We start from the raw sequence: 22,078 nt of genomic DNA on the forward strand, positions 1-22,078 counted from the left end.
GGCACCCGGGCGTCCTGGTGGTGCTCATCCCGCTCCTGGCGACGTCCTGCTGCTCTCATGTGTCCAGCAGCCATGATGCCCGTTGTTCGTCGACGCCTCCACGCCATCCTGCGAGTGGCACCGTGATGTCCGAGCGTGGCGTGCCGCGTAGCCTGCGGGATGCGGTGTGCCTCTCGGCGGTGGGGATGAACCGGTCCCACATCGGCGGCAGGGCTGGGCTGGGAAGCACCCCAATCTCGGCAAGTCCGGTGAGGATGCCGTACCGCTGATACTTGTCAGTACCGGGCACGATCTTCGCCCGCGCGACCTCCTTCTCCAACTCGCTCGGCCCCGTCCCCGCCGGCGCTGAGCGGATGAGACCGAGCAACGCGCGCATCCGCTCGCGGTCGTCCTCTTCCGGCCGAGGCAGCCCTTCCGCTGCGGCGGCTTCCAAGTCCGGCAGATAGTGCTCCGGCATCTCATTCCACGCCCAGCCGAGTACGAGACGCAGCAGCACTTCTGTGACATCGACCTCGGACACCGGCTTCAAACCGCAGTCAGGGACACCGCCTTCGTCTCGCGGTGCCGTGCTGAGGAAGCGCGCCCATCCGTAGGAGATCACCGTCTGCCGCCCGCGCGGGACGGACCCCAACCCTGCGACGAACGCCGGGAGCACCGTATCCTCGTCCAGCACCGCAGCCGCTGAAACGGACCGCTCGACGATCTCAGGCGCAGCCCACTGTTCGCGCTCATGCACCGGCCACCCCGAGCGGCGAGCTGCCGCAACGTCCGCGGGATCGCCAGATGGCTCAGCTCCCTTGACCGTTCCGGCCCGGGTGATGCGATACCCGTAGCAGCGCATCAACGGCCCCAGGGCCATTTCCCCAGGGACTCGTCGTGACGTGGCACTCATAAAGATCAAGACTACTGCTCGGATTTTCTCCGCAGGCGGCATGATGCAGCTGCCCGCCGGCCCCGAGGACGCTGCCGTGAGAGGAGCAAGGTCTCCGTGCGGTGGGCACGACAGCGATCTCCGCCAAGGAGGACGTGTCGCTCCAGTCGGTGGGACCGCACACCGCTGGGGAGGACAGTCAGCTCGTATGGAATCAGCAGGACTCTGACTTGCACGACTGTCATTACTCTCCGTGTTCAAGAGCGGATCGCCACTCCCACGACAGACCTACGAGGGCTTTGGAGGAGATACGCGCGGTAGCAGCCGAGACGACATCAGCACGTCCAGGGCGTCATCGACGGCCGCGGTCTCCAGGTGCTGCACGGTGGCCGGCAGCGTCGCCGTCTTCCGCGACTCCTCCAACCGCCCACGGCGATCCGTCCTGGAGGCAGCGACCGCCACGGGAAGCGGATCGCTTCAAACGCGTCCGCATCACGTCACAACTCCATCACCGCTGCAGGCCCAGTGCCCCACCTGCCGCACCATGTTCCTACTCGTGTCCTACCAGGGGGAATCATGCGCATCCGCACCACGACCGCGGCCATCGTCGCCATACTTGCCGTCACCGTCGTTGGCTGCAGCAGCGACAAGGGCAGCGACAGCAAGGCCGACACCGTCAAGAGCACCGTGCCCGAGGCGTCGAGTGCCGCAGACAACAGCGGCGCCGCCAAGAACGCCGGCATGCCGCCCGAGCCCACCGGCGCCGATCGCGACGCCGTCCTCGCGGCCATCCATGACGTCAACGGCAATCTCACCCATGACGAGGACAAGGCCATCGACGCGGCCCGCAACCAGTGCGCGTCCCTGGACGGCGGCGCGACGAACCCGGACCACAGTGCTGCGCAGCGGTTCTCCTACGGCGGCGTCACGCTGACCGATGACGACGGAAGTCACATCAACTTCGGGCTGCGCAAGACGCTCTGCCCCGAGTCCTGATCAGCCACCGACTCCGGCCCAGCCGCGACCGTATGTGGCCGGGCCTCACCATGCCAGGGGTGAGCGTGGCCACCGAGCGCAGCCAACTCACCAGCTACGAGTACCGGCAGATGTGCGTCGGCATCCTCGCCGCATCCAACGTGCACATCATCTGCAGCCCGTATCCGGTGCTTCGGGACTTCGTTGCCTCTCGAAGGACTGCTCGTCCGGCGCACACGAACTCCTAGCCTCGATCCTTCGTGACGGTTCGTCGGTTTCTTCGGCGGGCCGTTTCGGTTGTTCGTGGTGCTGGCGGCCAGGCCGTCGGCCTGGCTGTCGCGTCGGGTGGGCGCCGGGTTCCAAGGCTCCGGTCGGGGTGGTGCTGCTCGCAGGAACGGGAACGCGCTGGTCAGCCGGGGTTCGGGAGGGCTTCGAGCCGTGCCAGAGGTTTGGGGATCACGTCAGTGGTGCGTGAACCTCAGATGCCGACGGCGGACGGTCGTGACGATCTGGGCGGCGGCGGAGAAGAGACGGAGCCGGAGACGACGAGGCTCCCACCTGCGGGTTTCGCCGGTCAGAGCGAGCGTGGGCATCCAGGCCAGCAGGTCGAGGGCGATCTGGAGGATCTCCAGCCAGATCTGGTTCTGTGCGGTGTCGTGCAGGGGCAGGTTGCGCAGGCCGGTGGCCCGGGTGGCCCGGGTGGCCCGGACGCGGTCCTCGGCCCTCGCGCGCTGGCGGTGCCGCAGTTCGAGCGCGGCGATCGGAGCGCCGGTGGTGTTGGTGGCGAACGCGGTGAGCCGCAGGCCGTCGGCGTCGGTGAAGCGCAACTGGGCGCCGGGGTGAGGCCGTTCCTCGCGGACGATCAGCCGCACCCCTTTCGGCCGGCCGGTGGGGACATCGCCGGTGGGTTCGGCGACCCGGGCGCCGTCGCGGATCTCGCCGCCCGGCTCGACGGCCACTGTCCACGCGGCGGGCGGGATCTTGAGGACGGCGTGGTGGATGGCGTCGGTGATGGCCATGCCGACCGAGTACGACAGCCACCGGCCGCGCTGGGCGAGCCGGCGCCGTGCAGGCCCTGTACTCCCGAAGCTGCCACGAAGTGACAAGTAGCTCTATACAGCTCTGGCGGCAGATCCACACCTGGACCGTCACCACGATCAACGACTTGACCTAGGTGCTCCGTCACGCGGTCGCCTGGTCGATCAGCTCCCCAACTCCCTGGACGTGCGAGTACCCCGCGAACGCGGGTACGAGTTCCCGGACCAGGGTGACGCAACGCGGGGCGCCGATCCGCTGGGCGACCGTCAACGCTTCCAGAGCGGTCGCCGCCGCACGCTCAGGCTCTTTCAGGTCGAGGAAGCTCCGCGCCTCGTAGGTGAGGAAGACGCCCCGAGTCTTGTCCCGGCTGGTCGGCAGCATCTCCCGACCCTCCCGGATGAGCTGGTGCGCGTGCCGGGTATCGCCCAGGTCGAGAAGGGCCTGCCCCGAGTCGACGGCCAGGTCCGCGGGCGACATCCACGAACACCACGCCGGCACCGGGTCGGAGGAGGACGCGTCAAGGAGCTGTTCGGCGGCCGCGAGAGCGCGCAGTGTCGCCCCTCGTTCGCCCTGGGCCGCCATGGCACGGGCGAGACGCAGATTAAGCAGCGATCGGGCGGTGGGATGGTGCGTGCCCGTGAGGGCCCGCTCGAGGATGCTGGCGGCCGTACGAGGGGCACGGCGCCAGGACGCCTGATAGGCGAGGTCGCCGAGCAAGGCCGCGCCCATGTCGCGGTCATCTCCGGTATGGGCGCTGTGCAGCCCGGCAATCCAATACTGGCTGGCCTCCCCGTGTCGAAGCGGTGCCAGCCCACTGTCTGGGACAAGCGGGCAGCCAGTGCGTGCAGGCGCACCTTGACCGGCTCGGTGTATCGGCCGCCCTCGATCAGGTTCGTGACCGTGGTCAGCAGGGCGTCGATCAGCGGGGCGGTGTACTGACGCTGCTCGGTCGCCTGAGCGGTCAGGCTGGCGCCGGTCTGCTCCAACAGCGCGACCAACTCCTCCCCGACCGCTGTGGTGTTGCTCTCCGGCTCGCTGACCGCGGCCCACGCGCCGGCGTCTGCCCACGCGTCGGCGAGCGTGATCAGCGCGCTGCCCGAGACGGCAGTCAGGAAGGTGCGGCGGGAGCGGTTCATGGTTGTACGCAATGCCTCTCGCAGAGCGGTGACCGGGCTGGGTGGACTGAGGGGGACCACACGGCCGGTGACGCCAGGCAGCCACTCCGGCCACGCCTGCGGGTCAACCAGCTCGACAGGCGCGCCCAGCGCCTCAGCGATGTAGACCTGAGAGACCGCATCGGGTGTCACGCCCTTGGTCTCCCATTTCCAAATGCGCTGCTTGTCGATGCCGGAGCGCAGGCCGCGTCGGCGGGCGGCAGCCCGAATCCTCTCCGCGAGTTCTACGCGGGTCAGACCGAGAGCCTTCCGTGCGTTGCACAGCGGGTGGGGGTCACGCTCGTCCACGCATCAATCCAACCAGGACGGCAGGGTCTGAGAGCGGTAGTCGCAGAACGGGACTACCGCGGGACTACCGCCAACTCCTGTTCGGCCGGGACCGGTTGTTCGAGACTCGGTCACCCGTCGCCGCCCGCAGGGCGGCGTGACCGCGCAGACCCTCATCCCTCGCGGCCCGCCATGTCCTGGCGCTGCCGCACATCCGTGAAGGGAGCCCTGCTATGAGGTTGCTGGTTACTGGCGGAGCCGGGTTCATCGGCTCGCACTTCGTCAAACGTGTCCTCGGCGCCGCCGACGTCGAGCGGGTCACCGTCCTGGACGCCCTCACCTACGCGGGAGACCGGACGAACCTCGGGGATGCGTTCCTCAGCCCCAAGCTCGAGTTCGTCCTCGGCGACGTCTGCGACCGCGACCTGGTGGACGCGCTCGTCGCCCGGCACACCGCCGTCGTCCACTTCGCCGCCGAATCCCACGTCGACCGGTCACTGAGCACGGCCGGCCAGTTCGTGACCACGAACGTCATCGGTACCCAGACCCTCGCCGACGCGGCCATGCGCCACGGCATCGAGCGGTTCGTGCACGTCTCCACGGACGAGGTGTACGGGCCCCTCGTGGACGGCGCGGCCACCGAGGACTTCCCGCTGCGCCCGACCTTCCCCTACACCGCGTCGAAGGCGGCCAGCGACCTGGTCGCGCTCAGCTACTGGCAGACGTACCGGGCGCCGGTCTGTGTCACCCGGTCCTCCAACAACTACGGGCCCCGCCAGCACCCCGAAAAGATCATCCCCCTGTTCGTCACCCGGCTGCTGCGCGGAGAGAAGGTCACCCTCCACGACCGCGGCCAGCACGTGCGGAACTGGCTGCATGTCGCCGACAACTGCGCCGGCATCGAGCTCGTCCTCCGCCAGGGCGTGCCGGGCGAGGTCTACAACCTCGGCGGCGGCACGGACCTGACCAGCAGGGAACTGACCGGGGAGCTGCTGAAAATCTGCGGCGCCGACTGGGATCAGGTCACCTACATCCCGGACCGGCTCTCCAACGACATCCGGTACGCCATGGACTGGAGCAAGATCGCCACCCTCGGCTACAAGCCCGCCCGCGACTTCCACGCCAGCCTGGAGGAGACCGTCGCCTGGTACATGGCCAACCCCGACCGGTGGGCACCGATGTCCCGCAACCCGCTCCCCGCCATCCCCTCCGCCCGCACCGCCTCCCCCGCGCTGGAGGGCCAGCATGCCTGAGCAGTGGCCGAAGGGCGCGCTGATCGTCCTTGGCGCATCGGAGGAGATGATCCCGCTCTACCAGGAGGCGCGGCGTCGCGGCATCCCGACCATCGCGGTGGACATGCGGCTGGATGCTCCCGCGTTCCCGTTCGCTGATGCCGTCCTGGACGTTTCCACCCGGGACACCGACGCCATCGCCGACGCGCTGGGCGACGTGCGCCCCGCCGGGATCGTGGGCGGCGCGAGCGATGCCGCGCTGGCCAGTTGGCGCGCCTTGGGCCTGCGGTACGGCACAACGTACGTGTACCCCGAGCGTGCACTCACGGCCGGCGACAAGGCCGCGTTCCACTCGATCGCCGCGTCGTGCGGTATCACCGGATACGGGTGGACCGCGTCGGACAACCCGGAGGAGGTCATCGCCCAGGCGGCGCGGTTGCGGTTCCCGCTCGTGGTCAAGCCCGCGGACGGCTCCGGCAGCAAGGGCGTCACCCGCATCACCCGCCCTGAAGACCTGCACGCCGCCGTCGCCTACGCCCGCTCCTACTCCGCCTCGCACACTGTGATCGCCGAAGAGTTCGTCACCGGCCGCCCGCTGGCCATCGAGGTCTTCATGCGGGACGGCAGGGCCCTGCTGACCTGCATCAAGGACAAGGAATTCATCGGCGAGAGCTTCGTCGTCAGGCGGCTGAGCACTGCCCAGTTGGCCTCGGAGACACGCAACCAGCTCGGGGCCACCACGGAACGACTGTGCCGCGCACTCGGCATCGACAACGGGCCGGCGAACTTCGACGTCGTCCTCGGCGACGACGGCCAGGAACGCGTCATCGAGGCCAACGCCCGCCTTGGCGGTGACGGCGTTCCGCGACTGCTCGCCGCCGCCTACGGCGTCGACGTCGTGCGCGCCCTCATCGCCCTCGCCCTGGGCGAGCCGTTCGGCGACCACCTGCAGCCGACGCGCGCCGCGCATGCCGCGCTGGAGCTGCTCGGCTCACCCCTCGACGAGGAAGGCGAACTGGTCGCGTGGGAGGGCGTCGCCGCGGCGCGCGCCCTGCCCGGGATCACCGCCGTCGAGACATACGCAAAGCCGGGCGACCTCGTCCGGCCGCATGACCAGTCCGGCCACAAGATAGGCCTGCTCGTCGCTGCCGGGCCGTCGCCCGCGGACGCCGGCGCTGCCCTGGACAAGGTGAGCACGCTGCTCCGCCCACTCATCCGACCGGCCAGGGAGACGCAGTGATCACCTCAACGAAGCCGGATGCCCGGCGCAACGCCAGCCCGTACCTGTACGGACAGGAAGCCGCAGCCGTGGCCCAGGTGCTGGAGTCAGGGCAGTACGGCCACAGCGACGTCACCGAAGAGTTCGAGCACCGCATCGCCGAGTTCCTCGGCGTTCCCGACGCGGTGGCCGTGTCCTCCGGCACAGCGGCCCTCCACACCGCGCTGCTCGCCGCTGGCGTCGGACCCGGCAGCGAGGTCATCGTGCCGTCCATGACGTTCTGCGCGACCGTGCAGGCGATCCTCGCCGTGGGCGCCGCCGTGCGGTTCATCGACGTCGACCCGGCCACCCTGTGCGTGACCGAGCAACTCGTGAGGGACGCCGTCACCGACGCGACGGCCGCCGTCGTCCCCGTCCTGTTCGGCGGCCGGGCCGCCGACCTGATGGGCGCCCGGGGAGAGCTCAACGCACGGGGGATCGCGGTCGTCGAGGACGCGGCGCACGCGTTCGGCTCCCGCAGCGGCCCTCACCTCGTCGGCACGGCGGGGGCGCTCACCTGCTTCTCGTTCGGGCCGATCAAGAACCTCACGTGCGGCCAAGGCGGCATGGTCATCCCCCGTACGCCCGAGGAAGCCGACACGGTCCGTCGGCTCCGGCTCCTGGGCGTGCAAGAGCCGCAGGGTGAGCGCGCGAACACCACCACCTACCGGGTCGGCGGATTCGGCATGCGCTACCAGCTCTCAGCCATCAACGCCGCCATCGGCCTGGCCCAGCTCGACCACTTCGCGACCACTGCGGACACCCGCCGCCACCTGTGGCGCACCTACCGGGACGCCCTCGCCCCGCTGGACAGCGTGACGCTCGTCGACGTCGACGTGGACAACGCTGTGCCGCACCTGTGCCAGATCCTCACGCCTCACCGGGACCGGGTGTTCACGGCACTGCGGGCCCGAGGCATCGGGGTGGGCGTCCACTACCCGCCCAACCACCTGCAACCCGCGTTCGCGGCCTGGCGGCGCCTCCTGCCGGCCACCGAGCGGGTCGGCAGGGAGGTCCTCAGCCTGCCGTTCCACCAGCACCTCACCGAGACGGACATCGACGTCGTCGTGACCGCGCTCGGCCAGGCCCTCGCGTCGTAGCGGCCAGTCACACCGACGCGGCGGACAGGATCACGTCCACGAGCCTGTCCGCCGCGTCCGGCCGCCCGTGCGCCCGGGCCCGCTCAGCCATCGCCTCACGGCGGCCCGCGTCCGCCAGGAGAGGGCCCAGCGCGTTCTGCACCTGGTCCACCGTCACGTCGCCTTCCAGCGCGACGGCGGCCCCAGCCTGCTGCAGATGGCGGGCGTTGTGTGCCTGCTCATTGCCCGCAGCCGACGCTAGCGGCACGAACACCGCCGGCTTACCCAACGCCGTCAGCTCCGCCAGCGTGCCCGCGCCGCTGCGCGCGACCACCACGTCGGCCAGCGCGAGCACGTCCGGCAGCTCCGCTCCGACGAACCCGGCCAGGTAGTACCGGCCCGCCAGGTCAGCAGGAAGACCGGCCGCCCGTTCCCGCAGACCTTCCTCGTTGGCGGGACCGCACTGGTGCACCACGTTCGCCCGCGCCAGCAGCCACGGCAGCCCTTCGGCCACCAGGTCGTTGATCTGCTGCGAGCCTTGCGCGCCGCCCGTGACGTACACCGTCGGCAACTGCCGGTCGAAGCCCCACAGCCCCAACGCCTCGACCGCCTTGTCCGCGTCACCAGACAGGACCTCCGGCCGCACCGGGTTACCCGTCACCACGGCGACCTCCCGCGCTGAGTCCGGCAGCAGGGGCAGCGTCGACTCCGACGACACGCAGATCCGCGCGGCCGCCGGTGCCAGCTTCCGGTTCGCCAGCCCGAGCCGAACCGTCTGCTCGTGCAGCACCAGCGGGCGACGGCACATCCTGGCCGCCAGCCCCGCCGGCACCGCAACGTACCCGCCCGTGGCCAGCACCACATCCGGCCGGAACTGCTCGATGGCCTTACGTGCCTGCAGAACACCGAGCGGCACCCTCGCCATGTCCCTGACGTTCGCCGGCGAAACGAGCTTGAGCGGGTTCTTGGAGCGCCGGATCTTCCCCGTCACGACGCTGGTGAACGCGATGCCCTCGGCCGGTGCCACACGCGCTTCCAGGCCATACTCGGTCCCAATCCAAAGGGTCTCCAGGGCACGCCCCTCGTGCGCGAGTCTCGCATGCAGAGTGCGCACCGCCGTGAGTGCCGGGTACGTGTGTCCACCGGTCCCGCCACCCGTGACGACGAGACGGAAAGAGGCGCTGTTCATCGAGGACTGCTCCAAACGCGGCGCGGAGACCAGACGAGCCGTCACAGTAGCGGGAAGCTGCTCCGGCCGGGGGCCGTTGGCTCGCACGGCATCGTCGCAGGGATGCTCGGCTACCGCCACGGGGGGAGCGCCGCGGCAAGCATGGCGGCCGGCCTCAGGTCATCACCGACGACATGCTGCGCACCGTGCTGCGTCGCCGGGCGAACGGCGAGTCCGTCGAGCAGATCCGCCCAGACCTGCTCATCCCCACCGGCAAGCGCAAGGGCCAGAACCCTTTCCTGGCCAGCATCTACCGGGCGCTCGCCGAGCACGCCACGCGCGTGGCGTACCCCGGAGCCGTCGAAGCCGCCCACGCCGACTTCGCCGCCCTCCAGGCTGGCGAAGTGCCCGGACCCCGCCTCGCCCTACCTGACCGAGCGTCACTCTGATCACAGAGAGCTACTCGTCACTTCGTGGCAGCTTCGGGAGTACAGGGCCGTGCAGGGTGTCGTCGAGCCCGTGGCAGGCCTCGGCGACGCAGAGGTCCCGTTGCCGCCCGAGCACAATCGCCGCCGCCCGGGGCCCGCACCAGCACTGAGGGTAAGCCGGGTTGTATTAAATAACAGTAACTAGCTGACGTTGCGGTGACCGAGTCCGCCGGGGCGGGGGAGTGGGTGGCCGGGAGGCAGGGGGACCGTGATGTTCGTACCGGACCCATACGTACGACTCGGTTCGGGACGAGCCGAAACGATGCATCAGCTGGAGGACGCGCATTGTGGCGCTTCTCCGCTACTTGCTGTTATGTAATGGGTGGTGGCCTCGGCGCGCACCGCGTGGAACGGGCCTCTGTCAGCAGGCCCGGCGAACAACGGAGCTGAGCACCTCATGAGCGTCCCCGCCCACGGCACCGCCGCCGTGAACCGGTTCCTCGACACGCTGCGCGCCGAGGCCACCCGGCGCCAGCGCCGCGCGTACCTCGAGGAGTACCTCTCCTGGCTCGCCGCACACCACCAGTGCGACACCGGCCAGGTCGCCACCGAGGACCTGCTGGACGAGGAGAACGCCCTCGCCTGGCTGGCCGCCGCCCGACGCGGCACCACCCGGCGCCGCCCGGGCCCGCAGGGCCCCACCGCACCGGCCGCCGTCAACTCCATGGCCGCCCGCACCAGCTCGGTGAACACCTTCTCCCGGTACTGCGGGCACCCCCTGGAGCTGCGGCCGCCCGGACCGCAGTTCGCCGAGCGGCTCACACCCACCGAAGCACACCGCACACTGCGGCTGCTCGCCGGCCACCACCCGGCCGGAACACTCGAAGCGACCTGGCAGCGCTCCGTCGCGCTGATCGCACTCGCGGTGTGCACCGGGCAGGGGATCAGCACACTGCACCCGATGCGGCTCGCCGACCTCGAGCTGGAGCGCACCCTGCCGCGCGCCCGCGTCGCAGACGCCTGGTACCCCCTGGACACCGTCTCCCGCGGCGCCGTCGCCCGCTGGAAGGCCACCCACCAGGCGCTCACCGCCGGACACCTGAAGGCCCTCCGGGGCGGACGGGTGGAGGAGCTGTGGGTCACCACCGCGCCCGGCCGGCCGCGCGGCGGGCAGCCCGCCCTCCCCGCGGGCCTGCCCGCGGCCGTACGCACCCTGGAGGCAGCGCACCGGAAACTGACCGCCACGGCGCTGGGCGCACCCCTGCTGCTCGAGCAGTTCTGCGGGGTCGAAGCCGGCGACGAGCCCGAGGGCCCGGCCCCGCTGCCTGCCGGGTAGCCACGACCGGGACCGCCGGCACGTCGGGCCCGGGCCCCTCCAGGAAAGGGCAGAGCCGCCCGGTGACGCCTCGCGCCCTCCGGCCCCCGGACAACCGGGCGGTACAGGAAGCCCAGTCCGCTCCGCCCGCAGGAACCCCGCACACCGACGCTCTCCCTCCGGCTCACGCATGGCCCGACCGCTGACGCGGGCGGACCGGCGGCCGGGGCACCGGGGCCGGCGGACCGGCGGACCGGCGGACCGGCGGACCGTGCTCCGCTCCGCGTGGCCCCGTGCCGGGACCGCGGGCATACTGGGACAGACGCGCTTTCGCGTACAGGTGCAGAAGGCCCCGGCAGTCCGCCGGGGCCTTGCTGCTTCCCAGCAGTCAGGCAACGGCGTGGAGGCTGCCCTTGCCGGGCTTCGGGGGGCGCTTGGCGTAGCCGGGGACCTTGATGGAGGGCGGGCCTCCCACGGCCAGGAGCTGGGTCATCTCCTTCTCCAGCTCGGTCTGCGACTCGTAGCCGGCGACGGCCGGGTTGAGGGCGTAGCGGTGGCCCCGGCCGCCTCCGGAGCGCAGGACGATGCCCCGCTCGACGAGCAGGGCCATGGCGCGGCTCATGGAGGCCTGGCCCACGCAGAGGATCTCGTCGATCTCGGACTGGTTCATGCCGACCGAACCGCCCGGCTGCTGGCGGGCCACCATCACCGACAGGACGTCGATGGCCGTCGGCGTCAGCCGGAGCTGGTGGAGCATCCCCAGCAGGCCCGTGGTGTTGAAGAGCATGGCGATGAGTATCCCTTCCGTCAGCCGGTGCCGGACTTGGGGAACCGGGTCAGTTCGGGTGAGAGTTCGTCGGGGAAACGGGAGCCGAGGGCAAGAGCGCGCAGCTCGGCGAGGAAGTCGTACTGCTCCTGCCCGTTGCCGTTGTAGGCCACACGGGGATTGAGCTGATAGGTCGACCTCTTGGTCCGGTGGATCAGGTTCTTCTCGCACAGGGCGTCCAGCGCGTGCCCGATGCTCGTGCGCTTCACACCGAGCTCCTCCGCGATCTCCGCGTGCGTGACCGCGATCCTGCCCTTCTTCTGCCTGCCGATGATGTTCGACAGCACCGCCGACTGCAGCTTCGTGATGGCGTTGTGCATCAGGCAGTAGGGCAGCACGCGCCGCAGGAAGTAGTTGCTGACGAGCGAGTAGCCGTCGGCTCCGAGCATGTCGTGCGGCGGCCGCCGGTAGACGGTCGTCCTCACCTCGTGCACCGGCGTCCTGCCGAACTGCTCGGCGATGAGACGCGCGAGATCCGGGCCGTCATCGGCTCTGACAGCCCGGACGGGTCTCGCCTGCCGTGGTTCGGGCCCCTCGCGCAATCCACGCAGAGGCTGTGCAGATTCACCCATGTGGGGGTCCTTTCGCATACAGGTGCCCGGCACTGTACGGCAAAAGTTGTGTCCATCCGCATGTTCCGCCTCGGAGAGTTGCGGCTGGTGGCAAGTCTGCGCCGGCACCACGGAATTCCCCTTCCGGCCCGATACGGAACCAGGTGATCCGGCCGAATCGGGCCCCGTACGTAGCTACTGGGAAGAACCCCGAGGGGAAACTTGCGTCTGTCCGCATGCTTTGGGGGGAAGTTGCGGACAGACGCAAGTTTCCCCCCCGAATGTCGGCGCTCAACGACATTCAGGGAGGCGTAATGTCGGCGGCCACCGACATTTGCTGGCGTAAACGCGCAGGTCAGGGGCCGGTTTTCGGAAATCCCTCTTAAAAAAAGAGACCCCGGTGGCTGATCTCGCTTCGCGTGCGGCGCCGTTGACCGGTGAACGCCCTGGTCAGCAGCAGCGGTGCCGAGTCCCGGGTGGTGCCGGCCGTGACGGGAAAACAGCATCGAAGGCGTGGTGACGGCCCGGGGGTGGGCCGTCCTCCGAACCTCCGGCCCGGAGGACTCCGTACCTCCGCATCCAGTCGGTCGGCCGCGGGCCGTCGCACCGTCCGTTCGGGGGCCCGGGCCGGGGGAGCAGGTCGTGCCGACGGCGGAAGGTGTGCGCGAACCACTCAATGGGTGTGCGCGAACGGGGGAACGGAAACACGCCCGGCTTCCTAGCGTGGAGGCGGCACACGTCGAGCCGTGGGCACACGGCTGCCCGGCGTCCACCAGGCCCACAGCGCCGTCGAAGGAACTCGAGGTGTTTCGATGACCGTTCTTCCCGAAGCAGGCACCAGGCACGAGGCGTCCGCCTTTGACCGCCTCAGGGCCGTGCTGGCCGGGGCGGCACAGGTCGTCGGCGCGGACCGGGTCACCCGTCCCGACGAGGGGGCGCCCGGCGCGCCGGTGACCACGCTCGGGCCCAACGCCGGCCTCCACCGCTCGCGTGCCGTCTTCGGAGTGGTGCGGCCGCACACGGCCGAGGAGGTGCGGCGCGTCGTGGAACTGTTCGCAGCCGAGGAGACCACCGCCGTGCTCCACGCCTTCAGCACCGGCGGGAACTGGGGACTCGGCTCGCGTGAGCCCGCGCAGGACGGGGCGGTCGTGCTCGACCTGTCCGGCCTCGACCAGATCCGCGACATCGACGTCGCCCGGGGCTGGGCCGTCGTGGAACCCGGCGTCACCCAGGCACGCCTGGCCCGGCTCCTCGAGGGCAGTGAGCGCATGCTGAACGTGACCGCCTCCTCCGCGCACACCAGCGTGGTCGGCAACGCCCTGGACCGCGGTGTGGGCCTGCGCCACCAGCGGGTGGAGGATCTGACGGGCCTGGAGGTCGTCCTGCCCGACGGCGAACTGATCCGGGTCGGCTGGTGGCCCGAACAGGACCGGCCGACCCCGGTCTACACCCACGGCCTCGGCCCCTCGCTGGTGCAGCTGTTCGTGCAGTCCGCCCTCGGCGTGGTCACCGCGGCCACGGTGCGGCTGCTGCCGAGGCCCGAGGCGCTGCGGGTGGTCCGGCTCGACTTCACCCCCGACAAGGTGGAGGCGGCCACCGCCGAGGTGCGGCGCTGGGTGACACAGGGGCTGGCACGCGGTGTGGTGAAGATCTACAACGAGGTGGCTGCCCGTGCGTACGGCGGCGAGCCCGGCCGGTACCTGGTCCATGTGTGCGTCGACGGGACGCCGGAGGTCGTGGACGCGCTGAGCGGCATCCTCACCGTGGAGGCCTTCAGGTCCCGCCTGTTCAGCGCGGTGTCGGACTCCGACGCGACCGATCCGGCCGCGGCCCACCATGACGTCGCCGTGCGCGTGGAGCGCGCCTACGCCGGTGATCCCGATCCGACGGACGCGTTGTTCGAGGCGAAGACGGGCCGTCCGGCCGTGCGGCTGGACGAGGAGGGCGGCTTTCTGTTCTTCCTGCCGCTGGTGCCGTTCAGCGGGGCGTCGCTGGCGCGGGCGGACGAACTGGTCGAGCAGGTGCGCGCGGAGACCGGGATCCGGTGCGGGGTCACGCTCAACGTGCTCGGCGCCGACGTCGTCGACTGCGTCGTGACGATGAGGTTCGCCCGCGACGGCGAGGAGGCCGAGCGGGCCCACCGTGCGCTGGACCGGCTCTACGAACTGTTCGCGGGCGAGGGGTTCGTCCCCTACCGCCTCGACATCGATCACACCGACTGGGTCGGCCGGCTGCCCGCGGGTGCCGGTGCGCGGGCCTTCGCCCAGCGTCTGAAGGACGCCGTCGACCCCCACCACGTCATCGCCGCGGGGCGCTACGCGTAGGTGCCGCGCGCCGAGAAGGAGAGCGAACACCATGAGCCTCATCGACTTGCTGGATTCCGTCTCCGCCGAGGAGAGTGCCCTCACCGCGGAGGGGATCCTGGCGCGGGCCCGCGCCGTCGCGCCCCGGCTGCGCGAGCGGGCCGAGGACATCGAGAACAGCCGGCAGCTGCCGCCGGACGTCGTCGAGCTGCTGCGCGGGACCGGCGTCTTCCGCATGGCCCGTCCGAGAGCGTGGGGCGGTCCCGAACTCGACGCCATGCAGCAGACGGAGGTCGTCGAGGCCCTGGCCACCGGTGACGCCTCCGCCGCCTGGTGCGCGATGATCGGCATGGACACCCCGATCTACGCGGGGTTCCTCGGTGAGGACGTCGCGCGCCGGCTGCTGGAGGACCCGGACGCCGCCACCGCCGGGGCGATCATGCCGATGGGCCGTGCCGAGCGGGTGCCCGGCGGCTATCGGGTCACGGGGCAGTGGCACTTCGGCAGCGGGATCACCCACAGCACCTGGGTCGTCGGGGGTGTGCTGGTCACCCGCGGTGGCGAACTCGAGCCCGGGCCGCCCGGAGCTTTGGGCAACTGGCGCATCGTCGTGGCTCCCGTCGGGGACTTCGAGATCGAGGACACCTGGTACACGACCGGTCTGGCCGGCTCCGGCAGCAGGGACTACCGCACGGAGAACCTGTACGTGCCCGAGGAGTACACGTTCAGCTTCACCCGGCCACGGGTCACCGGCGCCGCCGCCACGTCCGACGCGGTGCTGCGCAACATGCCCGGTGTGCCGCTCGGGGTGGCCCGCGCCGCGATCGACCACGTGCGCCGGATGGCCGCGACCCGCATCGACAGCGCCACGCGGACGCCGTGGTCGGAGAGCTACCGCGTCCAGACGGCCATCGCCCGGGCGGAGATGGACCTGACCGCGGCCCGGTACGCCGTCTACGGCAGCCTGCGCGAGCAGTGGGAGATCCTCCAGGCCGGCGACGTGCCCACGCCCGACGAGCAGGTGGCGACCGTGCTGGCCCGGGCGGGTGCCTTCCGTACGGCACGTTCCGTCGTGGCCTCCCTCTTCGACCTGGTGGCGACCGCCGCGGTCTACCGGCCCTCCGTGCTGGACCGCTGGCTGCGCGACCTCAACACGATGTGCCAGCACGTCGTCGCCCAGGACCAGGTCCTCCAGTCCGCGGGCGCCCGTCTGCTGGGTGGTGTCCCGCACAACGCCTACAGCGTGGGCGTCGTGCCGTAGCGCACGGCCGCACGGCCGTCCCGCCGGTCCGGCCCTGCTGGAGCAGGGCCGGACCGGCCGTTCAGCGGGTCGTCGGTTCCCGCGTGCCGGGGCCCCGCGGCCGGGCGGTGGGCGAAACGACGGGTGGCACGAGGGACGGCACGAGGGACGGGAGGACGGGCGGGAGGACGGGCGGGGCGGCCCGCGACCGCGTCGGCGGGCCGGCCGTGGAGCACGGTGGCCGGAGCCCGTATTCGGCCACGCGTGTCAGGTCGGTGCTCGGGTGGGGAAGCCGTCCGGCCGGTGACGTCGGGGTGAAGTCCCGCGGGACGACGGAGGAATCAGGTCAATTGTTTGCACGGGCGATAGCGGAAGACATTCCTCCGATAGTTTGGGGATCATGAAGCAGGACGGCCCTCTGGCAGGTAAATGCGTCTTCATCAGCGGGGCGAGCAGCGGAATCGGAGCCGCGGCCGCACGCGTGTTCTGCCGCGATGGCGCTGCGGTGATGCTGGTGGCCCGTCGCGAAGAGAAACTGCGGGCCCTCACCCACGAGTTGCGCGACGCGGGACACGAGGCGGAGTTCACGACCGCCGATGTCACGCGCGGCGCCGAGGTGGCCGCCGCGGTGGAGCGCACCCTCGCCTGCTTCGGACGGCTGGACGTGGCCTTCAACAACGCCGGCGCCGCGGCCCCCCAGGTCCCCCTGCACGAGACGGCGGACGAGCTGTACGACCTGATCATGGACACCAACGTGCGCGGGGTGTGGAACTGCATGCGGCACCAGATCCGTGCGATGCTGCCGCGCGGTGGTGCCATCGTGAACACCAGCAGTACCGCGGGGCTGGTCGCCACCCCCGTCGCGGCCCCCTACGTCGCCTCCAAGCACGCCGTGGTCGGGCTGACGAAGGCGGCGGCCGCCGAGTACGCCGGGCGCGGCATCCGTATCAACGCCATCGCGCCGGGCTCGACGCGCGGCGAGATGCTCGACGACTGGCTCGAACAGCAGCCCGGAGCCGAGGAGTTGATCCGCAGCGCCACGCCCCTGCCGCGTCTGGCCGACCCGGAGGAGATCGCCGAGGCCGCCGCCTGGCTCGGCAGCGACCGGGCTTCGTTCGTCGTCGGCGCCACCGTGCCGGTGGATGGCGGCTGGACGGTTCGGTGACCGGGCACGGAGGCCCCGGCCGTTCTCGTGGCCGGCGGTCGCCGACGGACGGACGCCGTGCGGACGGCGCACGGACGGCGTCCGTGCCGGCCACGCGACGCCTTGCCGTGCCGGGTGCGGTGGGGTGCCGCTCCCGGCGCTGTGGCATGCGTGCGCTCCCGGGTTCCGGCGCGGCGAAGCGCGGCCGGAACCCGGGAGCGCACGGCGGCGGCCCCTTCGGCGTACAGGTACGACCGGGGACTCTTCCGCTGGGGAATGGACGGTGACGGGCCGGTGGAGGGGCCGGCGTGGTGCGCGTACGAAGGAAGTGCGTCCGATGACGTGCTCTGCCGGGGCAGGCCGTGGGGGGATGCCGCTACGAGGGGACGGCGGGGCGGCACCGGAGGAGGCGGCTCGTTCACGGACTCGTACGGCGACGGCGGTTCGGCTCCGTCGGAGAGCGGGACTGCGGCCCTGCCGGGCGGTCTCCCGCGGGAAGGCGGCGTGGCGCCGCGGTGCCCTACCGGGCGGCGGTGTCGGCGAACTCGATCACGAAGGCGAGTTGCTCGTTCTGGTGACCGGTCACGCGGACCGTGGTCGTGCCGTCCTCGGTGGTGTCCTGGTGGGCCTCGATCCAGCACGGCTGGTCGAGCTCGACGTACCGGCTGAAGTTCATCCTGGAGGACAACGGGATGAACCGGCCCCGGGGAACGAGCAGGCCGGCGGCCTGCTGGGCGGCCTCGACCAGGACCATCGCCGGGATGTGATCGTTGACCCGGTCGAAGAAGAGCGTGTTGGTCGGGTCGGCCCGCAACTGCCAGCGGCCGGGCCGGTCGGCTGCGGCGAGGACGACGTCGCACGCCCGGACGTGGTGGACGGCCGGCGGGTCCACCGGGTCGGGCAGCGCGGCGGCCAGGGCCGGGGCGCCGGAGGTGGGGAGGGACCCGCGTATGCGCGTGTACGCGGCGGGCGAGGTGATGTTGAAGCGGATGGAGCCCGCCCCGACGGTGTGTCCCGCCGCGCGGATCTTCATCTCCAGCGCCACACCGGACGGTACGGCGCCGCGCCGGCGCAGGTCCGTCACCTCGACGTCCAGCGTGAGTCCCTCGGAGGGGGTGCAGAAGGCCGGCAGCTGCGCGTCCAGGTGGTGGCCCATGTCCCACATCACGAAGTGGTGGCCCAGGGGAACGCCCAGTTCGGCGTGCGAGACCAGGAGCGTGGTCTGCCGGATCGTCTCCAGCACGAATGAGGCCGTGTACCGGCCGTCCGCCGTCATGAAGAGCCGGTGGTCATGAGGGCGGCGTGCGGAAACCGTGAAGTTCGTGTCGTCGTGGCGGGTCAGTTTGGTGGGAAGCACGTCGTGCAGTTGTGCCCGGTGTACGAGTTCCCGGTCCACCGGTGCCGGCGCGACGGGCGGTCTTACAGTCCTGACCTGCGGGAATAAGGCGCGATGCGCCCCTCTGTGAAGTCCCCGGGTCTGCGAAGCCATAGCACTCGAAGTCATTGCTGTCCCTTCGTCGGTGAAGGTGCACGCGGTGAGGTATGGCTGATCGCCCCCCGCGGTCGGTAAAGTACAGGCATGCGGGTTTGTTTTTCAATGGGATGGACGACGGACCCGTCGGATCACGCACAGGAGGCCGTCCCCACCGGGGCGCCTGAGTACAGATGGGAGGCCGCGTGGCACGACAAGAGCGTGCGGTGCGGACCAGGAAAGCGATCCTTGACGCAGCCGGGGAGGTCTTTGCCGAACACGGCTACGCGGGGGCCACGATCTACGACGTCTACAAACGATGCGGTGTCACGAAAGGAGCCTTCTACTTCCACTTCGCGTCCAAGGTGGAGCTCGCTCAGGCCGTCCTGGACGAGCAGGTCAGCGGCCAGATCGGCTACCTGGAGGTACCGCCGGGCGAACGCACGGTCAAGCTCCAGGAAGTGCTCGACATGGGGCTGCTCGTCGCACACCGCCTCACCTTCGACCGGATGCTGCAGGGCAGCATCCGGCTGGCTGTGGACCAGGTGCACGAGATCAACCGCCGGGTTCCGTACCAGGCGTGGATCGACGCGCACCTCAGGATCCTCACCGAGGCGGACAAGCGGGGCGAGCTGCTGCCGGACATCGACATCCCCGACGCCGCGCAGATGATCGTCGGCGCGTTCAGCGGGGTGCAGCTGATGTCGGAGGTGATGAGCGACCGCAGTGACCTGGAGGAACGGATAGCGGTGCTCTACCGGGGGCTCGCCCGTGTGATCGCGACCCCCGCGACATACGAGCAGCTGGACGTCACGACCGACCGCGGCAAATGGCTGATGGCCAGGGCCGAGCAGGAGCAGGAGCAGGAGCAGAGACAGAAGCAGGCCGCCGCCGAGTGAAGGGGTCCGCCGCAGGCAGGGGGAGCGCGGCGGCCCCTCGGTGCACGGGCCGGGCCGGCCGGGAAAGGGCCGCCGGCCGTCGAGGACGCGGTCTGGTCACGTCCGGGTGTGCGGTGCCGGCGGGCGGTGGCCGCCCCACGGCGTGGTGCGAAGCGGATGCTGCCGGTCGGCAGCGGACGGGCCGGAGGGACAGGGGCCGGAGGGCCGCCTGCGACGCCGGTGCCGCCCTTCAGCGGACCGGCCACAGCGACAGGGACCGGAGAGCCGCCTGCGCGACCTGCGCGGCGTCGCGGCCCCGGCTGGGAACGCTCACGCGCGCGACCTCGCGGTAGAACGGCGCGCGCTGCGCGGCCAGTTCCCGCAGCCGGGCGGCGGCGTCCCCGGCGAGCAGCGGACGGCCCGCGACGCCCCCGCGGCGGCCCAGCACTTCCTGGACCTCGGCGTCGACATGGACCACCGGACCGCCCGCGAGCAGCCGACGCGTGTCCGGGTCCACGACGGCGCCCCCGCCGAGCGCGAGGACCCCCGCGTGCCCGGCGAGCGCGGTACGCACCGCCGCCTTCTCCAGCTCCCGGAAGCGGCGCTCCCCGTCCAGGGAGAAGAGCTGCGCGACGGACCGTCCGGTGCCGAGCACGATGTCCTCGTCGGTGTCCCGGAAGCCGACACCGAGATGCCCGGCCATCAGCCGCCCCACCGTGGACTTGCCCGACCCGGGCAGGCCGACGAGCACGGCGAGGGGCCTCACGCGGCCCCCGGCAGGCCGGGCCGGCCGGGCGCGCGGCCGGCGGACGGTGCCGGCCGGCGGGTGCGAGGCCGTACGGCACCGAAGAAGCGGCGGGCATCCGGCGAGTGGGGCCTGGTGTCGGGCAAGACGTCCTCCGGGGGTCGGCGGGCCGGTACCCGGATGATCGGTGCCCATGAGCGCGTGCGGTGCGCCGACCTGACACACCGGCACCGTGGCATCGCACTTTCCGATACACATTGAAAACCCGCATGCGGGTTTGTTTTGCTGTGTCCAGCTCCCTCGGACGCCTGGTCCGCTTCCGCGCCCGCCGTGCGTGCCGTGCCCGGCGCCCGGCCGGCGTGCGACGAGGGCCAGACGTCGGAGCCCGGGCTCACCGACCACGGAGACGCCACATGATCAAGCTTGACGACATCCGCCGGCATGCGGCTGCCCGCCCCGACGCGATCGCCGTCGCGGACGGCGCGACGCGTCTGTCCTGGACGGACTTCGCCGACGCGGTGGACCGGTTCGCGGCCGGCCTCGTGGCCCGGCTGCCGGAAGCCGGCCCCGTCCGCGCGGTGTTCCTGGCCCGCCCGAGCTGGGAGCTCACGGTCGCCCTGGCCGCCTGCGCGACACTCGGCGTCCCCTGCACGGGACTCGACCCCACGCAGGGGAGCGACCGGCTCGAAGCCCTCCTCGGCACGCTCGACCCGTGCGCGGTGTTCGTCGACCCGCGGTACCGGCCGCTGCTGGAGGGAGGCACCCGGCCGAGCGGGCCCGCGCCCTCCTGGATCACTCTGGACGGCACGGCAGCCGACGGGACCGAACCGGTGAAGCGCGCACCGGCGGAGGACGCGCCGGCGGAGGGCGCGCGGGAGCCCGAGCCGAGCGAAACCGGGACCCCAAAGGCTTCCGGCGCGCCGCGTACGGAGGTGTCGTTCCGCCGTCTGTCACGGAGCGAGCCGCTGCGCCGGCTGCCCGAACCACTGCACCGGGAGTCCCTCGGTGTGGTGCCCGGCGGGCAGCGGATCGCGGTGCGCCGGGCCGCCACCGAGGGACGCGGGCTGCTCGGTCTGGTCGACGAGTTCGGATTCGACGCGCACGACACGCACCTGGTGGCCGCGCCCCTGTGGCTGCCGCTCTCCCTGCACCTGGCGCGCACCCTGCTCGCGGTGGGCGCCACCGTGGTGCTGGACGCCACGCAGGACGCGCAGACCCTGGCCGCGCTCGTCACCGCCGAACACGTCACCACCGCGGTGTTCGACCCCGGCACGCTCGGCCGGCTGCTGGCCGACCCGGCGTCCGCGCCGCTCGCGCACCTGGGGCGTCTGCGCTGCGTGATCACCCCGGGCCGGCACCTGGGCCGCTGGACGGTCAACGCCGCCTGGGAGCGGCTCGGCCCCGTGCTGCACCTGGCGTACACGACACCCGAGACCGGGCTGAGCGCGATCCTCACCCCCGAGGAGGGGCAGGTCTGCCGCATGCGCACGGGACGGGCGGTGCTCGGCACCACGATCACGGTCCTGGACGAGGAGGGAGCCGTACTGCCGGCCGGAAGACCCGGCCGGGTCGCCGTCTGCGGGCACCATGTGATGGACGGTTACCTCGACGGCGAGGACGCCTTCGTCACCCTCGACGCGGGGGCCGGAGAGCAGCGCTTCTTCGTCACCGACGACCTGGGCGTCCTCGACGAGCAGGGCCGGCTCACCCTGACCGGGCGCCGCTCGGGCGTGACGCCGCCCGCCCGCGACCACGCCCTCGACGCGGCACTGTTCCGCCTCGAGTCGGACCTGCTCAACCTGCCCTGCCTGCGCGACACCGCCGTGGTGCGGGTCAGTCTGCCCACGCTCGGCGACGCGCTCGTCGTGCCGTTCATCGCCGTCGCCGTCGGCCGCGAGGCCTCGGGACACACCGCGCTGCGCACCGCCTGCGCCCGCCGGGTGCCGTCGGTCCCGGCCCACGTGATCGCGGTCGACCACATCCCGTACAGCCCCATGGGCCGGATCCGGACCGCGGAGCTGCTGGAAGCGGTGGTTCCGATCATCACCCTGAACCTTCAGCTGGAGCAGACCGTGCATCAGGAGATCTCCGCCTGACTTCCTCCCCCGCCCGAA

At 71.3% G+C, this 22,078-nt stretch carries 18 protein-coding genes and 1 pseudogene; 11 read left to right on the plus strand and 8 right to left on the minus strand.

From position 1 onward, the window contains the following. Window positions 1-55: 55 nt before the first annotated feature. Window positions 56-736: a hypothetical protein gene (locus ORI94_RS28695; RefSeq protein ID WP_266081052.1), complete on the minus strand. Its 681-nt coding sequence runs from the start codon at window positions 734-736 to the stop codon at window positions 56-58. A 711-nt stretch (window positions 737-1,447) separates the two neighbouring features. On the opposite strand from ORI94_RS28695, the gene ORI94_RS28700 reads away from it, so the two are divergent. Then, window positions 1,448-1,867 (plus strand): hypothetical protein, encoded by a 420-nt coding sequence (locus ORI94_RS28700; RefSeq protein ID WP_266081053.1) that lies wholly within the window; start codon window positions 1,448-1,450, stop codon window positions 1,865-1,867. Between the two features lie 388 nt (window positions 1,868-2,255). On the opposite strand, the pseudogene ORI94_RS28705 reads toward ORI94_RS28700, so the two are convergent. Continuing rightward, a pseudogene (locus ORI94_RS28705) lies at window positions 2,256-2,904 on the minus strand (transposase); the annotation flags it as partial. 124 nt (window positions 2,905-3,028) lie between these two features. After that, window positions 3,029-3,613, minus strand: coding sequence for a hypothetical protein (locus tag ORI94_RS28710; RefSeq protein WP_266081055.1), 585 nt, complete (start codon window positions 3,611-3,613; stop codon window positions 3,029-3,031). Window positions 3,614-4,559: 946 nt separating this feature from the next. Between ORI94_RS28710 and ORI94_RS28715 the strand changes: the two genes are divergently transcribed. The 3 genes from ORI94_RS28715 to ORI94_RS28725 are packed head-to-tail and all read left to right on the plus strand — an operon-like array spanning window position 4,560 to window position 7,916. Then, complete coding sequence (locus tag ORI94_RS28715; RefSeq protein ID WP_266081057.1) at window positions 4,560-5,579, plus strand: dTDP-glucose 4,6-dehydratase; 1,020 nt, start codon at window positions 4,560-4,562, stop codon at window positions 5,577-5,579. Continuing rightward, window positions 5,572-6,798: an ATP-grasp domain-containing protein gene (locus tag ORI94_RS28720; protein WP_266081059.1), complete on the plus strand. Its 1,227-nt coding sequence runs from the start codon at window positions 5,572-5,574 to the stop codon at window positions 6,796-6,798. Before ORI94_RS28715 ends, ORI94_RS28720 begins: the two co-directional genes overlap by 8 nt. Continuing rightward, window positions 6,795-7,916 carry a DegT/DnrJ/EryC1/StrS family aminotransferase gene (locus ORI94_RS28725; RefSeq protein WP_266081061.1) on the plus strand — a complete coding sequence of 374 codons (1,122 nt, stop codon included), beginning with the start codon at window positions 6,795-6,797 and terminating at the stop codon, window positions 7,914-7,916. Before ORI94_RS28720 ends, ORI94_RS28725 begins: the two co-directional genes overlap by 4 nt. Before the next feature lie 7 nt (window positions 7,917-7,923). Here the strand turns inward: ORI94_RS28725 and ORI94_RS28730 are convergent, their stop codons facing one another. Further along, window positions 7,924-9,084, minus strand: a complete 1,161-nt coding sequence (locus ORI94_RS28730; RefSeq protein ID WP_266081063.1) for a UDP-N-acetylglucosamine--N-acetylmuramyl-(pentapeptide) pyrophosphoryl-undecaprenol N-acetylglucosamine transferase — start codon at window positions 9,082-9,084, stop codon at window positions 7,924-7,926. A 173-nt stretch (window positions 9,085-9,257) separates the two neighbouring features. Here ORI94_RS28730 and ORI94_RS28735 point away from each other — a divergent pair, with 173 nt between their 5' ends. Continuing rightward, complete coding sequence (locus tag ORI94_RS28735; RefSeq protein WP_266081065.1) at window positions 9,258-9,512, plus strand: hypothetical protein; 255 nt, start codon at window positions 9,258-9,260, stop codon at window positions 9,510-9,512. Window positions 9,513-9,948: 436 nt separating this feature from the next. Continuing rightward, entirely contained in the window at window positions 9,949-10,827 is an 879-nt protein-coding gene (locus ORI94_RS28740; protein ID WP_266081067.1) for a hypothetical protein, read from the plus strand. Between the two features lie 367 nt (window positions 10,828-11,194). Here ORI94_RS28740 and ORI94_RS28745 read toward each other — a convergent pair whose 3' ends face one another. Then, window positions 11,195-11,593, minus strand: coding sequence for a hypothetical protein (locus ORI94_RS28745; protein ID WP_266081069.1), 399 nt, complete (start codon window positions 11,591-11,593; stop codon window positions 11,195-11,197). Window positions 11,594-11,613: 20 nt separating this feature from the next. Then, entirely contained in the window at window positions 11,614-12,204 is a 591-nt protein-coding gene (locus tag ORI94_RS28750; RefSeq protein WP_266081071.1) for a replication/maintenance protein RepL, read from the minus strand. A gap of 791 nt (window positions 12,205-12,995) precedes the next feature. On the opposite strand from ORI94_RS28750, the gene ORI94_RS28755 reads away from it, so the two are divergent. The 3 genes from ORI94_RS28755 to ORI94_RS28765 all read left to right on the plus strand — a co-directional run bounded on the left by ORI94_RS28755 (window position 12,996) and on the right by ORI94_RS28765 (window position 16,891). Beyond that, window positions 12,996-14,507, plus strand: a complete 1,512-nt coding sequence (locus ORI94_RS28755; protein ID WP_266081073.1) for an FAD-binding oxidoreductase — start codon at window positions 12,996-12,998, stop codon at window positions 14,505-14,507. A 31-nt stretch (window positions 14,508-14,538) separates the two neighbouring features. Then, a complete protein-coding gene (locus tag ORI94_RS28760; protein ID WP_266081075.1) occupies window positions 14,539-15,747 on the plus strand; it encodes an acyl-CoA dehydrogenase family protein in 1,209 nt (402 codons plus the stop codon). 379 nt (window positions 15,748-16,126) lie between these two features. Beyond that, on the plus strand, window positions 16,127-16,891 hold the full coding sequence (locus tag ORI94_RS28765) for a glucose 1-dehydrogenase (protein WP_266081077.1): 765 nt from the start codon (window positions 16,127-16,129) through the stop codon (window positions 16,889-16,891). 499 nt (window positions 16,892-17,390) lie between these two features. Here ORI94_RS28765 and ORI94_RS28770 read toward each other — a convergent pair whose 3' ends face one another. After that, window positions 17,391-18,374 carry a ScbA/BarX family gamma-butyrolactone biosynthesis protein gene (locus ORI94_RS28770; protein WP_323056097.1) on the minus strand — a complete coding sequence of 328 codons (984 nt, stop codon included), beginning with the start codon at window positions 18,372-18,374 and terminating at the stop codon, window positions 17,391-17,393. A gap of 173 nt (window positions 18,375-18,547) precedes the next feature. Here ORI94_RS28770 and ORI94_RS28775 point away from each other — a divergent pair, with 173 nt between their 5' ends. Beyond that, a complete protein-coding gene (locus ORI94_RS28775; protein ID WP_266081081.1) occupies window positions 18,548-19,240 on the plus strand; it encodes a ScbR family autoregulator-binding transcription factor in 693 nt (230 codons plus the stop codon). A gap of 229 nt (window positions 19,241-19,469) precedes the next feature. Here the strand turns inward: ORI94_RS28775 and ORI94_RS28780 are convergent, their stop codons facing one another. Next, window positions 19,470-19,985 carry a shikimate kinase gene (locus ORI94_RS28780; protein ID WP_266081083.1) on the minus strand — a complete coding sequence of 172 codons (516 nt, stop codon included), beginning with the start codon at window positions 19,983-19,985 and terminating at the stop codon, window positions 19,470-19,472. Between the two features lie 392 nt (window positions 19,986-20,377). On the opposite strand from ORI94_RS28780, the gene ORI94_RS28785 reads away from it, so the two are divergent. Continuing rightward, window positions 20,378-22,060 (plus strand): class I adenylate-forming enzyme family protein, encoded by a 1,683-nt coding sequence (locus ORI94_RS28785; protein ID WP_266081085.1) that lies wholly within the window; start codon window positions 20,378-20,380, stop codon window positions 22,058-22,060. The last annotated feature ends 18 nt before the right edge of the window (window positions 22,061-22,078 follow it).

It is taken from the genome of Streptomyces sp. NEAU-W12 (genome assembly GCF_026242095.1).
Taxonomy (GTDB): Bacteria; Actinomycetota; Actinomycetes; order Streptomycetales; family Streptomycetaceae; genus Streptomyces.